Annotated in this window: 14 protein-coding genes and 4 pseudogenes; 12 read left to right on the forward strand and 6 right to left on the reverse strand. The window is 69.9% G+C overall.

What is annotated here, in order from left to right:
* Positions 1–21: 21 nt before the first annotated feature.
* The 3 genes and pseudogenes from ACGFMM_RS25030 to ACGFMM_RS25040 form a co-directional block, all read left to right on the forward strand.
* A pseudogene (locus ACGFMM_RS25030) lies at positions 22–141 on the forward strand (IS5/IS1182 family transposase); the annotation flags it as partial.
* A 56-nt stretch (positions 142–197) separates the two neighbouring features.
* Positions 198–299 carry an ATPase gene (locus ACGFMM_RS25035; protein WP_393648659.1) on the forward strand — a complete coding sequence of 34 codons (102 nt, stop codon included), beginning with the start codon at positions 198–200 and terminating at the stop codon, positions 297–299.
* Between the two features lie 466 nt (positions 300–765).
* Positions 766–1263 carry a hypothetical protein gene (locus tag ACGFMM_RS25040; RefSeq protein ID WP_393648660.1) on the forward strand — a complete coding sequence of 166 codons (498 nt, stop codon included), beginning with the start codon at positions 766–768 and terminating at the stop codon, positions 1261–1263.
* A 515-nt stretch (positions 1264–1778) separates the two neighbouring features.
* Here ACGFMM_RS25040 and ACGFMM_RS25045 read toward each other — a convergent pair.
* Positions 1779–1970: a hypothetical protein gene (locus ACGFMM_RS25045; RefSeq protein ID WP_393648661.1), complete on the reverse strand. Its 192-nt coding sequence runs from the start codon at positions 1968–1970 to the stop codon at positions 1779–1781.
* 149 nt (positions 1971–2119) lie between these two features.
* On the opposite strand from ACGFMM_RS25045, the gene ACGFMM_RS25050 reads away from it, so the two are divergent.
* From ACGFMM_RS25050 to ACGFMM_RS25075, 6 genes and pseudogenes are all read left to right on the forward strand, one after another.
* Complete coding sequence (locus tag ACGFMM_RS25050) at positions 2120–2686, forward strand: MauE/DoxX family redox-associated membrane protein (protein ID WP_393648662.1); 567 nt, start codon at positions 2120–2122, stop codon at positions 2684–2686.
* Positions 2687–2694: 8 nt separating this feature from the next.
* On the forward strand, positions 2695–3228 hold the full coding sequence (locus ACGFMM_RS25055; RefSeq protein ID WP_393648663.1) for a TlpA disulfide reductase family protein: 534 nt from the start codon (positions 2695–2697) through the stop codon (positions 3226–3228).
* Entirely contained in the window at positions 3225–5069 is a 1845-nt protein-coding gene (locus ACGFMM_RS25060; RefSeq protein WP_393648664.1) for an ABC transporter ATP-binding protein, read from the forward strand. Before ACGFMM_RS25055 ends, ACGFMM_RS25060 begins: the two co-directional genes overlap by 4 nt.
* A complete protein-coding gene (locus tag ACGFMM_RS25065) occupies positions 5066–5548 on the forward strand; it encodes a S26 family signal peptidase (RefSeq protein WP_393648665.1) in 483 nt (160 codons plus the stop codon). The genes ACGFMM_RS25060 and ACGFMM_RS25065 overlap by 4 nt, the downstream gene beginning before the upstream one ends.
* A 134-nt stretch (positions 5549–5682) precedes the next feature.
* Entirely contained in the window at positions 5683–6429 is a 747-nt protein-coding gene (locus ACGFMM_RS25070; protein WP_393648666.1) for a BTAD domain-containing putative transcriptional regulator, read from the forward strand.
* Positions 6430–6497: 68 nt separating this feature from the next.
* Positions 6498–6886 (forward strand): annotated as a pseudogene (locus tag ACGFMM_RS25075) (IS5/IS1182 family transposase); the annotation flags it as partial.
* A 55-nt stretch (positions 6887–6941) separates the two neighbouring features.
* Here ACGFMM_RS25075 and ACGFMM_RS25080 read toward each other — a convergent pair.
* From ACGFMM_RS25080 to ACGFMM_RS25095, 4 genes and pseudogenes are all read right to left on the reverse strand, one after another.
* A complete protein-coding gene (locus ACGFMM_RS25080) occupies positions 6942–7499 on the reverse strand; it encodes a hypothetical protein (protein WP_393648667.1) in 558 nt (185 codons plus the stop codon).
* A gap of 677 nt (positions 7500–8176) precedes the next feature.
* Positions 8177–8335 (reverse strand): annotated as a pseudogene (locus ACGFMM_RS25085) (transposase family protein); the annotation flags it as partial.
* 328 nt (positions 8336–8663) lie between these two features.
* Complete coding sequence (locus ACGFMM_RS25090) at positions 8664–9104, reverse strand: hypothetical protein (RefSeq protein ID WP_393648668.1); 441 nt, start codon at positions 9102–9104, stop codon at positions 8664–8666.
* Positions 9105–9548: 444 nt separating this feature from the next.
* Positions 9549–10151 (reverse strand): TetR/AcrR family transcriptional regulator, encoded by a 603-nt coding sequence (locus ACGFMM_RS25095; RefSeq protein WP_393648669.1) that lies wholly within the window; start codon positions 10149–10151, stop codon positions 9549–9551.
* A gap of 106 nt (positions 10152–10257) precedes the next feature.
* Between ACGFMM_RS25095 and ACGFMM_RS25100 the strand changes: the two genes are divergently transcribed.
* The 3 genes and pseudogenes from ACGFMM_RS25100 to ACGFMM_RS25110 all read left to right on the forward strand — a co-directional run.
* Positions 10258–11115, forward strand: a complete 858-nt coding sequence (locus tag ACGFMM_RS25100; protein WP_393648670.1) for a haloalkane dehalogenase — start codon at positions 10258–10260, stop codon at positions 11113–11115.
* A 721-nt stretch (positions 11116–11836) separates the two neighbouring features.
* The gene (locus ACGFMM_RS25105) at positions 11837–12706 is read left to right on the forward strand and encodes a tetratricopeptide repeat protein (protein ID WP_393648671.1); all 870 of its coding nucleotides are present in this window, start codon (positions 11837–11839) and stop codon (positions 12704–12706) included.
* A gap of 76 nt (positions 12707–12782) precedes the next feature.
* Positions 12783–13062, forward strand: a pseudogene (locus tag ACGFMM_RS25110) (transposase); the annotation flags it as partial.
* Between the two features lie 12 nt (positions 13063–13074).
* Here the strand turns inward: ACGFMM_RS25110 and ACGFMM_RS25115 are convergent.
* On the reverse strand, positions 13075–13773 hold the full coding sequence (locus tag ACGFMM_RS25115; protein WP_393648672.1) for a hypothetical protein: 699 nt from the start codon (positions 13771–13773) through the stop codon (positions 13075–13077).
* Positions 13774–13782: the final 9 nt, after the last annotated feature.

Here is a 13782-nt window from a genome sequence, read left to right on the forward strand (position 1 = left end):
CCACAGGTCGGACGCCGTCCAGCCAAGTCTGCGGCGGACCGGATCATCGACCACCTCGGGCCGATGCTCGCCCTCCAGGTTCTGACCGAGCGCGAGGAGAAGAGCAGCGTGGCCATCGCCAGAACGAGTCGTTCTCCGACTGGACCAAGACCTGCACTGATCCTTGCCTCTGCGCGGCATCGTCGACCGCCACACCCTTGCGCGGCAACATCATCGAGTCCGGCACCGACTCCTACCGCCTCGCGTCCACCCGCGCCCGCGCCCGCGCCCGCGCCGAACAGCAGGCCACGGCGCGCTGACCTTCCCGTAGCTCAGAGCGCGATCGGCCGGTAATTCAGCGCCGGGCAAGGCAAGTGGCCAGAGCACCTTCCCAGGTGCCGTTGTTCCCGCGCGTGACCGCGCAGGACACGAGGGCGTTTGCCGATCCGGCCACGATCGACGGGCACGAAGGCCGGCCCGGTCCCGGACTGTTGTGGCGGGAGCCACGCACCCAGGGCCCCGGCGTCGAGGCTTCCGGGGTCCACGCGCCGTCTGCCCGCCTCCCTCTCCTGCTTCCGACGCATGGCGGTAGCGACCTGCCGACGGGACCGGCAGATTCCTGGCGTGCTGGCACCCCCCCCCGTACGTCACGGCGTTCAGCACCCCCATCCGGGCGAGTGCCATCACCGTGTCGTCCTGCTTCATCGGGCTGTCGGCGAACTTGAGCAGCTGCACCATCGCGTGGCTCTTCCAGTGCTGCTTCGGATATACAGAGATGTGCATCGGATGACCGGTTCAGAGATCGTCTACGCGTTCGTATGGCACAGGGAACCTCCCTACGCGCTCACAGCGGTCGGCCTGGCGGCTGACCGGCTGGAGGAGGCGGAGGCGCTGGCCGCGGATGCATTGGACGGCCTGGTCCTGCCGGAGTCCTGGGAGGGGATGGAGCCGGAGTTGCGTCGCCGTGTTGTGCGCGCCTGCCGGCCGATTCCCACAGAGGGGCTCTGGCACGTCTCGGACGACCGTTCGGAGGTGCCGGAGGAACGCTCGCGGCGCGACTGCCTGGCGCAACTCCGTGACGAATGGGCACACGCGAGCCCCCTGGCAGGGCGAGGCAATGGGCCGGGGCTGACCGCACTGGCTCAGTTGTCGGCACTGGTGTGCCGTGTGTCTCCCGATGTCCTGCTCGATGCCGAGGAGGACATCCTCGAGATCTACGACACCTACACGGTCGGTGGCCTGGCCGATATCCCGTCGTTTTCCGGCGGCGCGCCCTCGCCCTGAGGTACAGCCGGCCGCCCCACGAGCATGTGGCAACCCCGCCGCCGAGGTCGAGGGAACTCGGTCGGGGAGGCGGCCTTCGCCCAAATCGCGCTTCAGGTTGCGGGCGGCCAGCCATTTGTCGAGGTCGGTCGCGATCCGGTCGAGGCTGGGATTCCGAGAGCAAGACCAGGCGCATTCTCACTGCGTTGGCGGAGGCGGTCCGGCAGCCCGGTTGATCGCGCCGGTCGCGCCGGTGCGAGGCCCGTCTGGGAGCGGGGAGCGAGGAGCGGGTGCTCAAGGCCGGACCTTCGCCGGCCGGTCGCGCGTGTCCAGGGGCAGGCACCGTATGATCGCCGACCTTCAGGGCACGCCATCGGAACACGCCTCCGCGTGGCGGGTGTTCCTCTGTCTCGTCGGTACCGGCAAGGGGGCGGTCCCGGCCGTCGGGTGCGCGTGAGGTTCCTGGGCTGTTCGGTCTGGTCGGGCAGGGGCGGTACAGGCCTCCGCGCCCGTACCGCCCTCTTGTGCGCCGGTCGTCAGCAGCAGCGGCCGGTGTTCTTCCAGCCTTCGCAGAAGGAGCTGTCCCAGCATCGGTTGGTGTAGAGCTGGCCGCGGGAGCAGAACGGGACGTACACGCACTTGGTATCGGTCCACCACGTGGCCTGGGCCGTCATCTTCGGCGCCACCGTGCCCGCCAGCCGGTCGGCGAGGCGCTGCAGCTTGCTCATCACGGTCTCCTTTGCGTCGCCGGCCGCCGGGTGCGGCCGGGCCGAGCGGAAAACTACGGCCCGGGCGCACACGTCCGATCTTCGTCGGCCGGGACGGATCCTGTATGCCGCATGCCTACCGTGCGAAGCCGCGGAAGGAAGGGGCGGGTGTGGGATCAGTGGACTTTCCGGCGTATGCCGCAACGGCCGGGCGGGTGCTGCTCGGGTGCGTGTTTCTGGTGTCGGCGGGAGGCAAGCTTCGTCGGCGCACGGCGTTCGCCGCCTATCTGGACAGCGTTGCTGCGCTGCGGCTCCTGCCGCCCGCGCTCGCGCCCGCCACGGGCGTGGCGGTACTCGCCGCCGAGTGCGCGGTCGTGGTGCTGCTGGCCTTTGGCCCGTCGGTCCGGGCGGGCCTCTGGCTCGCTCTCGGGCTGCTCGCGGTGCTCACGTTCGCCGTCGCCCGGACCGTGCGGCGGGGGGTCAGCGCTTCCTGCCGGTGCTTCGGGGGTGCGGCGACACCCTTCGGGCGCCGCCACGTCGTCCGCAACGTCCTGCTGCTGGCGGCTGCGGCCGCCGCGCTCCTGCGGCCGGACGCCCCCATCGCGGGGGCGCCCGCGCTGCTCGCCGCCGCGGCGGGGGCCGCCGCGGCGGTGCTGGTCGTCACCCTCGACGACCTTCTCGAGCTGTTCGCGCCTGCCGACGAGCCGGCCGCGACCAGCGCCAACGCCGGTCTCTAGGAGGTCTCATGGATGCGTCGGACGCCCTTACCGGGCTGCTGACAGTGTTGTGCCTGTTCAACCTGGTTCTCACCTACGGGATCGTCCGGCGGCTGCGCGCCATGGCGCGGGCCCGTGCCGACAGCCCGGCGACGGTGTCCGGCGAGGTGGACGACTTCACCGTCACCGCCGCTTCCGGCGCCCGCGTCAGCCGCGCCGGCCTGGCGCCGGGCACCGTCCTGGCGTTCTTCTCGCCCGGCTGTCCGCCCTGCACCGCGCTCCTGCCGCGGTTCACCGAGGCGGTGAAGGACGCGGGCCTTCCGGCCGAGCAGGTCCTGGCCGTGGTCATGCCGGGCGAGGACGCCGACGAGGCACGGCAGTACGTGCGGGAGCTGGAACGCGTCGCCACGGTCGTCGCCGGAGATCAGGCCCGTACGGTGTCGGAGGCCTGCGGCGTCCGGGGCTTCCCCGCGGTGTGCGCGGTCGACGCCGGGGGCCGGATCCACGAGATGGGCGGCGACCTGACGGCGCTCGGCGCGCGCCGCCCGGCGGGCGTCGCGTGAGCCGCGTCGCGGGCGGCGTGAGCCGTGCGGGCCGCCGGGCCTCCGCCCTGCGCGCCGTGTCCGCCCTGGCCGTACGGGCCGCACCCGGGGCGGTGGCCGGGGTGCTGCTGACGGCAGTGGTGGAGGCCGCACTTCCGGTGCTCGCCGCCTGGCTGACCAAGACGGTCCTCGACGCGCTGACCGTCCCGGGCGGCGGAACACCGCCGGTGCTTCTGCCCGCGCTCGCTCTCGCCGGCGTCGGCGTCGCCGCGTCCGTGCTGCCCCACGTCACGCAGCTGCTGCGCGCCGAACTCGGCAGGCAGGTCGGCCTGATGGCCCAGGACCGGCTGTACGCGGCCGTCAACGCCCTGACCGGACTGGGGCGGTTCGAGGACCCGGCGGCGCTGGACCGGCTGCGACTGGCGCAGCAGTGCGGTCAGGACACCCCGCCGCAGATCGTCTCCAGTGTCGTCGGGCTCGCCAGGACCGCCGTCACGATCGCCGGTTTCTCGGTGGCGCTGGTGCTGCTGAACCTGTGGCTCGCCGCCGCCGTCCTGCTCTCCGCGGTGCCGGCGCTGCTCACGGAGGTCCGGCTCGCGCGGGCCCGCGTCGGCACGGCCCTGACCGTCAGTCCGCTGGAACGGCGCGAGTCGTTCTACGGGTTTCTGCTCGGCAGCGTGCAGACCGCCAAGGAGATACGCCTGTTCGGCATCGGCGACCACCTGCGCGACAAGATGCGCCGCGACCGCAAGGCCATCAACGCCACGCACAGCGCACTGGACCGGCGTGCGGCGCTTGCGCAGACGGTTCCCGCGCTCGCGGCCGCCGCGACCGCGGCGGGCGGGCTCGTGTGGGCCGTCGGCGCGGTCGCCGGCGGCGAACTCAGCGTCGGGGACGTGGCGTTGCTGCTCTCCGGCGTCGCCGCGGTGCAGGGCGGACTCGCCGGCATCGCGATCATGACCGCCGTCGCCCATCAGCACCTGCTTCTCTTCGGGCACTACCTGGAGGTGACCACGCAGCCCCCCGACCTCCCGGTGCCGAAGCGTCCCCTCCCAGTGGGGCCGCTGACGGGGGGTGTGGAGCTGCGCGACGTGTGGTTCCGCTACTCCGACCGGCACGACTGGGTGCTGCGCGGGGTGAATCTCACGATCCCGGCGGGCGGCACGGTGGCGCTGGTCGGGGACAACGGCGCGGGCAAGAGCACCCTCGTCAAGCTTTTGTGCCGGTTCTACGACCCCGTGCGCGGATCGGTCCGGTGGGACGGCACGGACATCCGCGAACTGTCCCCGGAGGAACTGCGCGGCCGGATGAGCGGCATCTTCCAGGACTTCATGCGCTACGACCTGTCGGCGGGCGAGAACATCGGGCTGGGGGACGTGACGCACGTCGGCGACAGAGGCCGGATCCGCGACGCCGCGGCACGCGCGGGCATGGACGACACGCTCACCGCGCTGCCCCGCGGCTACGACACCATGCTGTCGCGGACCTTCGCCGACGACGGCGTCGACGACGACGGCGTGGAGCTGTCCGGCGGCCAATGGCAGCGGGTCGGGCTTGCGCGCGGACTGCTGCGCCGGGACGCCGATCTGCTGATCCTCGACGAGCCGAGCTCGGGACTCGACCCCGAGGCCGAGCACGAGATCCACCAGTCGCTCCTCGCCCACCGCGCGGGCCGCACCAGCCTCCTCGTCTCGCACCGCCTCAGCGCGGTGCGCGGCGCCGATCTCATCGTCGTCCTGCGCGGCGGCGCGGTCGTCGAACAGGGCGACCACGACCGGCTCATGCGCGCAGAGGGGCGCTACGCGGAACTGTTCCGCAGGCAGGCCGAGGGATACGCCGACGCGCCGACGGCGGCGCGGTGATCCCCGCCGTGATCCCCGCGGCGGTCGCCGCACTGCTCGCCGCGCTGGCGGCCGCAGGGCTGGTGCACCGGGTGCGGCGGCGCCTTCTCGTCGTGACCGTCGACGGATCCAGCATGGCGCCCACCCTGAACGACGGGGACGAGGTGCTGGTCCGGCGCTGTCACGCCGCCGGCCTGTCCGTCGGGGACCTCGTCGTGGTGGAGTGCCCCGTGCCGCCCGCGGCCCGGCCCGAGTGGTCCTGGCCGGACCTGGACGAGCCGCCGGAGCGGCGGCGGTGGATGGTCAAACGCCTGGCGGCGCTCCCGGGGCAGCCCTGGCCCGCCGCCTGCTCCGGCCGGCACGGCGCCCTCCCGGACGGGACGCTGGCGGTCCTCGGCGACAACGCGGCGGCCAGCACGGACTCGCGCCAGATGGGAGCCGTCCCTGCGGACCGGGTGCTCGGCGTGGTGCTGCGACACATGACGGCCCACCGCGACTGACACTTCGTCACACCCGTTGGGCTGCAAGACTTTTCTGCAAAACAATGCAAGTCTCTTGCTAAGTCCGCGTCACCCGATGCATGGTTCAAGCCGACCGGACCGCGCCCGCGCGTCCGGCGGACCCGGGGAGTGGCGTGGAAGCGGCGTTTCGCATGCTGGGGCGGGTTCGCCAGGACGACGGCCGGCCCGGGAGCGCGGCGGCGGACATCGCGGGCGGCAAGGCACGCGCCCTGCTGGTCACGCTGCTGCTGCAGGCGAACCGCACCGTGACCGTGGACCGGCTGATCGAAGCGCTCTGGGACGGCGAGCCGCCACAGTCCGCGGTGGCCAACGTCCGCACACACGCCAGCATCCTGCGCCGGAGCCTGAATCGCGATGCGCGCCTTGTGGGCGCAAGCGGCGGTTACGTCCTGGAGGTCGAGGCCGAGCGCTGCGACCACCTGGTGTTCCTCGGCCGCGCCGCCGACGGGCGGGCGGCGCTGAGCGCCGGCGACAGCGCCGGCGCCGAAGGACTGCTCGCCTCGGCGCTGGCCCTGTGGGACGGGGACCGGGCCGCGGTGGGCGTCCCTCGTCACGGTCCCCTGACCGGTTGGCTGGGCCACCTGGAGGAGGAGCGGATGCGTGCCGTGGAGGACCTGGCCGGCGCCTACTTGCGGCTCGGCGAGCCCAGGGCGGCGCTGCGGGACGTCAACGAACTGCTCGCCGTCTCGCCGCTGCGGGGCCGCAGCTGGGCCCTGCGGATGCGGGCGCACCACGCGCTGGGCGAACGCGGAAGCCTGGCCGAGGCGTACCGGACGGCCGTCCACGTCCACCGCAGCGAACTGGGCGTCGGCCCCGACGAACACCTCAGGCGTCTGTTCGAGGAACTGGTCGCGGGCTGACGGCCGTGAAGAGGAGCGGCAGGCCCTGGCATCCCCGGCGCTCTTTCGGTGAGCAGTTGGGTGATCGCGCTGGTGTAAAGGATTCCGCCGTCGGCACCCAGGCCATCGACCAGGTCGCCGCCGACCACCCGCGGGGTCCGTCTAGTCTGGGTCGATGGCGGCTACCGCCAGCACCTCGTCGAGCACGCCGCCACCCTCGGCATCGATAGGGAAAACACCACTCGCAGGCCCGTGACCAGAGGATTCACACCAATCCCGTAGCGGTGGGGCGGCGGTGCGGACCTACGGCTGGCTCATTCCCCACCGCTGCCTCGCCCGCGACCACGACACCATCCCGACGCGCTCCGAAGCCGTGATCCACATCGCCATGACCGACCTCAAGGCCCGCCGCCTCACCGCAGAGAACACGAACTCCTGGCACGATCCAACTTTGCGAGACCAACTCCACATCACCGGATGCAACGACGGGAGAAAGCGACCTTCCACCGAGGGCGCCGGCTCGGCGGGCGGGCTCACTTCCAGAGGGCGAAGGCCTCGTCGTCGCTGCGCCGCAGCAGGCCGCCCTTGACCCACTCGACCTTCTCGGGGGCCGTGGTGGAGCCGGCCGCGGAGAGGTACACGGCGCAGGCTTCGTAGCTCTCGCCTGCCGGAGCCTTCTTGAACTTGCCGTAGTCGTGCTCATCCAGGCACTTGTCGAACTTCGGCGCGTCCTTGTAGCTGAGCTTGCCGTCCGCGCCCACCACCGGCTCCGGGAAGGCGTTCATGATGCTCAGCCGTGTCAGCAGGTCGCCGCCCGCCGTGACGTCGAAGGACGGACCGCTCACGTCGCCGTCCCCGGTCTTGGTCACCCTGTAGTGCAGGTAGTACGGCGTACGGCCCTGGTATTGAGCCGCATCCTTGAGGACGGACAGGTCGCCGGAAGTCCCGGAGGTCACCCGCAGCACGGTGACCTCCAGGTTGTCCTTTTTCGCGCTGCTGCCGTAGGACAGCTCCTGAGCGTCGGAGCACCCGGTGAGCACGAGCGCGAAGGCAGCGGCGAGGACGGCGCGACATGCGGTGCGGAATTTCAAGGTTCCCCCTTGTATCGACGGTTGGAAGGATCGGGCGGCCGGCACTCAGGACTTGCCGGTACCGCCTCGGGCAAGCGTCAGGTTCCAGTGTGGCGAACCCAGGCTGAGGAACGAGCCACCATGCAGCACCCACCGGCCGCTTAGGAATCCGGTGAAGGGTCAGCTGGGAGTACGCCATTGCCGACCCATAGCAGTGGAAGCGCGCCTGCGCACAGCAGACCCGCCACCCTCATGTTCGGCCCTGAGCATGCGGCCGGCAGCGCGGTAGGCGAGGCTGAACACAGCGACGAACGGGAACACCAGCCAGGGCCAGGTCACCCCGCGTCGCACACGGGGACGGCAGAGGATCTACCGGCGTATCACCGCGGGCACCTGGCTCACGGTTATTCATTCTGCTCCCGCGCATGCGGTCACTGCTCTTGGTTGTGTTCGTCCACGCCCCAAGCCCTCATCTCTTCGCCGGCTCGACGCGGCCGCCGGCGCCGGATCTGTCGCTGCTCGTGCGTGCCGATGAAGGTGTAGCTCCTGACGGCACGGCTGTCACGGGCCTGACGGACTCTGTCGCAGTGCGCTGATTTTCTGATGAAATCTTGTTGGAGCAATGGGGCTCCTGCAGCGCGGAGGCCCTGGAAGCAGGGGGCGTAAGGGGGTCACTGAGCTTCTTCAGCGCGGTCGCACTCGGTGAGCAGCCGGATGACTGCGTTGGTGTAGGCGTGGGCGGTGGACTCGCTGATCCCGAACCCGGCGGCGATCTGCGGCAGGGTGACGTGTTCGCGCAGGAACACCAGTGCCACCATCGCGCGCTGAGAGGCAGGGGTCTTGCACCGGAGGTCCCCTCAGGGCGGCGGGCCCGGACGCTCTCCAGCTCTCCGGTGCCGTCGAAGTGCTTCTCGACGGCGAGGGCGCCTTTATGGTGCCAGTGGTGCCATAGACCTACCGGCCGGCCATGGGTCGCCTGCCCTGCGGACTTCTGCCCGCCGTCGGCCCACCATTCGAGATCGGCACCGTGCGGAACTCCGTCGACGTAGGAAGTGAGTGAGAGTAGTTGGTCTCCCGCAGTCTCGACCACCTCGCCGCTGTACGGCGCACCACGGTACTCGAGTCGCAGATCGGCGTCGTTGCTGATGTCGGCCCGGCCGACACGTCTGTCGATGCGTGTCGGGCTCAAAGTCGTCCCGTCGTTGATGCGTTGTGGGGCGAAGGCTGTTCGGTGGCGGGGGAGGGCGAGCCGCTTCCCGCCGGATGTGCAGTGAGCCGGTTCAACTCGCACTTTGCCGCGTTGAGTGCGCGCTCCTGCCCATTGTCGTGGAGGAGTGTGATGGCGTCGCGGTAGGCGGTGGCGGCTTCGGTCGTGTGGCCCAGGTCGTGCAGGGCGTGGCCGAGGGAGAGGCAGACGTTTCCTTCGAGGAGAGGGAGACTGGCCTTCCGGCACAAGGCGCGGGAGCGTTCGAGGACGGTGGCGGCCGCCGGGACGCGGCGCAGCAACAGCAGGGCACGGCCCAGGTCGCGGCTGGTACGGGCCGCCTCGCTGTGATCGCCGAGGTCACCGAGAAGGATGAGCGCCTGTTCGTTGACGGGGATGCGCTCCTCGTAGCGGCGCAGCATGAACAGCGCTCTGCCGAGCGCTGCCCAGGCATCGGCTCGACCACGGCGGTCGGCGACGCGTTCGGCGGTCTGCCGGGCGAGGTCGGCCAGGGGGACCAGCTCTGCGATGCGGTCCCGCTCCTGCAGGTAGTGGTCGACGAGCTGGGGCAGCGCGATCGTGAGGCCGGGACGCGCGGTGCTCGCGACGCCGGCGGGCGATCAAGGCACGTGACGGCGCGGAACGGAACGGCTCCCGCGCATGCGCAGCAGCCAACTCATCCCAGTCCACACGCGCCGCGTTGAGCAGCCTGTCGCCGTCCTCCGCGGTCGCTACGGCCTGCAGGGCAGTGACCAGATTCCGGTCGGAAATGCCCGGCAGCGGCTCAGCCGCCTCCCACACGGCGTCAGGAGCCCTCCCGTCCTTCATCGTCGGACCAGCGGTCCGACGATTCAGAGAGGCATCTCTTAGGTCACGGCTGTGCCGCGCAAGTAGGCGGCAAGAATGGGCTGCACCGAGACGGTCTGGTTGATGGCGGTCCGGTAGAACACCAGCGAGTCCGTGAGGGCAATCAGTTCCTCGACGTGTATGTCCGAGCTGGGAAGTCCTGCTCCGGCGAGGGCGGGCGCCGTGATCTGTCGGGCGAGGGTGTGGACCTCGGACGCTGCCGTCAACCTTGCTCGAAGGTGTGGCGAGTCATCGAGTTCAAGGATGAGAGCGTATCGGGCTCTCATGTCGTCGCGACGTGACGCGAGGGTCTCGACGAGTCCTGAGACCAGCGCGGCAAGTTCCTCGACGCCAAGCGGGCGTTCGCGTTCGTACGTCGTGGCGAGGGAGCCGGCAAGTGCTACGGCGTCGGCTTTCGAACGGGCGGCGAGCGCGTCGACGATGAGTTCCACAAGCGCGAGCCGCGTCTTGGCGTGGTAGGAGGTCGATCCCTGCGGGATCGAGGCCTCGCGGTCGACGGCTCGATGTGTCAGGGCGCGAACACCGTCGCGGGCGATGATGCGAATCCCGCTGTCCGCGATCGCCTTCCGCCGCTCACTGCCACTCGCCACATTCGAAGACACGACTCGATGCTACAGGTGTAGAGTCTCGATCGCGGATGCTCTACACCTGTAGTGGCGATGAAGGTCCGGGCCGGCAGGACACCGTGCGGACCAGGAGGAGAGCGCGATGATCGATTTCGTTCCCGACCCGAGCCTGTATCCCTTCGAGTCACGATGGTTCGACTCGTCCGCCGGTCGGGTTCACTACATCGACGAGGGGACGGGGCCGCCGATTGTGTTCTGTCATGGCTCTCCCACCTGGAGTTTCCTCTACCGGCACATTGTGAAGAGCCTGCGCGACCGGTACCGCTGCATCGCTGTCGACTACCTGGGCTTCGGCTTGTCCGAGCGCCCGGTCGGCTTCGGCTACACGATTTCGGAGCACACGGCGGTCGTCGGTCAGCTGATCGACCATCTACAGCTCGATGACTTCGTCCTGATGGGGCAGGACTGGGGCGGCCCCATCGGGCTCGGCGCGGCGACCACGCGCGCGGATCGCGTCAAGGGGATCGTGCTGGGCAACACCGCGTTCTGGCCGATCGAGCCGCTGGCGAATCGGGCGTTCAGCGTCATCATGAGCAGCCGTCCCATGCAACGGCGCATCCTCGAACAGAACCTCCTCGTGGAACAGTTCCTGCTCGGCAGGACCGGCCCCACCCTGACCGCAGTCGAGGCCGACCACTACCGCATGGTGCAACCCACGAAGGAAGCCCGACGTGCACTCACGGTCACGCCCAGGGAGATCCGCGCCGCACGCCCGCTGCTGGAGAAACTCGCCCAAGACGTACCTGCCCGCCTCGGTGACAAACCGGCTCTGGCGGTATGGGGCATGCGGGACATGGTGTTCCGGCCGAAAGCATGCATCCCGAGGATTCGCTCCTCATTCACCGACCTCGACATCGTCGAACTCCGCCAGGCGAAGCACTTCATCCAGGAAGATGCACCAGATCAGATCGCGGCAGCGATCGCCGAACGATTTCACTGAGTCGCCACGATCCAGCGCAGCAGGTGGCTGCTGCCGGCAGGCGATCCCTCAGCCGGTCCAGTCGGGCTGTCTCTCCCAGGGCGGCAGGTCGTCCCGTAGGTAGCCGCATCGGCAGCTCAACTCAGCGCATGGTCGCCTAGGGTTCGAGTGGCGTTCGTGGCCGCAGATGGCGCACGGCCAGTCCAGTCCTATGCGTGGGTTGACGAACGACCAAAGATCAACGCCCGGAACCCATTCCATCGTGAACTTGGCGGGCTTCACCGACGCGGAGGGTTCGGAAGGCTCACGATGCTCCGGGAGCGCGGGCGGTTCGGGAGGGTAGGGCAGAGCGAGGCGCTTCATCCGTCCGTACCGTCTGGGGTGCCAGGCCTTCCGTCGCCGTTTCGACGCGCGGACGGCTATCGCACCGCTGATGAGCAGTGCACAGCCCAGCCCTACGAGAAGCATCACGATGGCCGTTCTCGACCCCATCTTCCCCCCTCGGATTGATTGCATTCGGCAGATGCTTCTCTGCCGGACACCGTCCTGTGGTCAGGTCACCATCAGGGGAGGGCATGTCCGTGCCATCGCCGTGAACCGTTGGGAAACAGCCCAGTGCAAGTCGAATGAAAGGGGGATACCCGTGCGGGGGAGTTCGGGGGAAGCGGGGCGTGGTGACGGGGTCGGGCGCCTTCGCCAGGCGGCAGAGGCCGGGGATGTCGTCGCGGTGTTCCGGTACGGCTTGCATCTCAGTACGCACGACGACCGGGACGGCGGCGAACGGTGGCTGCGCCGTGCGGCCACGATGGGGCATCCTGATGCCACCGTCACTCTCGGCGTGCTGCTCCACGAGTGGGGACGTCACGCGGAGGCCGAGCCGCTGCTGCGGGAGGCCGCCGGCGCGGGGCATGCGCGCGCGATGGAGATCCTCGGGTACCTCCTGCGGTTGCGGGGGGAGGACACCGAGGCCGTCCACTGGTATCGGCGTTCGGCAGCGGCAGGGAATCCGCACGCGATGGCCGTTCTCGGCTCCCTCTGTCAGGAGCGGGGCGCCACCGAAGAGGCCGAGGGCTGGTTCCGTCGCGCAGCCGAGGAGGGTCTCGCCGACGCCGCGTACGCCCTCGGGCAGCTGTTGTACGAGCAGGGTGAGGTCGGCCAGGCCGACCTGTGGGCCCGCCGAGCGGCTGCGGGCGGTTCCACCGCCGCGATGAACGCCCTCGGCGCCCTGTCACTGGAGCAGGGGGACCGGGAGGCGGCGAAGTCCTGGTACCGCAAGTCGGTCGCCGCCGGCGACGACGAGGGCGGTCGCCGGCTGGCAGCTCTGCTCAACAGTTCCGAGATGCTTGCCGAGCTCGAGAGCTGGCTGACCGAGCGTGCCCGGAAGGGTGACGTCAACGCGTTCTTGGCCCTCGGGCGTTCCAACGAACTGAAGGGTGATCTGTACGCGGCGCAGGGTTGGTACGAGAAGGCCGCCGAGGCTGGGCACGTGGGGGCCATGACCCAGCTGGCAGAGCTCTCGGAGACACAGGGCCATGCCCGCCAGGCGCGGGCGTGGCGCCGCAGGGCTGCCGCCGCAACGCCCCGGCCGGAAGAGGAGCGACGCGGTCGGTAAACGCCTGGCCATCCAGCGCAACTGGGCCGCCGGCACCCAGACTTTGAGGTAGAAGGCTTCGACTTGATCCACAGAACTGACCCCGCCGTCGAGGGTCCAGCCGCAGCGTGGTGGAACGCAGGACCTGCCTGATTAGGCGTTGCTCGCCGCGATCATCTACGTACTGGCTCCGGCTGCGCCTGGCGGGCCCTGCCGCCATGCTTCGAGGTCTCGACGTCGAGCGCGCATCGCCGGTTCCTGATCCGGCCAAGGGCCGGCGTGTGGGGCCGACTGCACGAGGAGATTCGCCACCACCTGGACATGTCGGCCCCATCGACGTCTCCCGTGACACACTGTCGCTTGCCCTGCTGAAAGCCACAACGCCGTTGTCATGACTCGTCCTGACGTACCGGCGGGTCGGCAAGCTCGGGGTAGAACGCCCGTTCAGTCCGGCGTAACCCCTCGGTCGGTAGCTGACCGCTGCCGCGGCAGATTGGGCAGACCCGCTGTTCCCGGCACTCCGGGCACCTTCGCCGCAGCCCGGCGTCATCGAGCACCCAGCCGAGACCACCGCAGCCCGGACACCAGCCGAGGCCATCGCACTCGTAACAGAGTACGTTCCCCCGCTCGACCATCTCTCTCGTGCGAACGGGGTCGGGGTGCAAAGGAGCCTGCGGTTCCAGCAGGGCCAGCATCGGCGTGACGCCCGCGTACACGACATCGCCGGTATCCGGCCAGACCCGCACCTTGATCCAGAACCCGTCACGGCTCCCAGTCACCACGATCCGCGCGCCGAAGATAGCGGTACCACGCTCCTCCGTGATGTCGAACCCTCCAGCAGCTAAGGTCTCGAAAGCGCGGCGCACAGCCTCGTCGGCGCACACCCCTGCGGGCAGACTGGTCTGCTCGCGCAGGCTGAATCGATAGCGCAGAGGGTCGGTCCATTCGGCGACCTCCGGCAAGTCCGGCAGCGCGGAATCGGGGATCGCTACCGCCGGGGTGACATGCTCGGCAACAGCCCGAACCTGCGCGAGCAGGGATTCACCGAACCGGCGCAGTTCCGCTCGGGCCCCAGCGACCTCAGCCATTCGCCCTGC

Origin of the sequence: Streptomyces sp. NPDC048604, from assembly GCF_043199435.1 — a bacterium.
GTDB lineage: Bacteria > Actinomycetota > Actinomycetes > Streptomycetales > Streptomycetaceae > Streptomyces.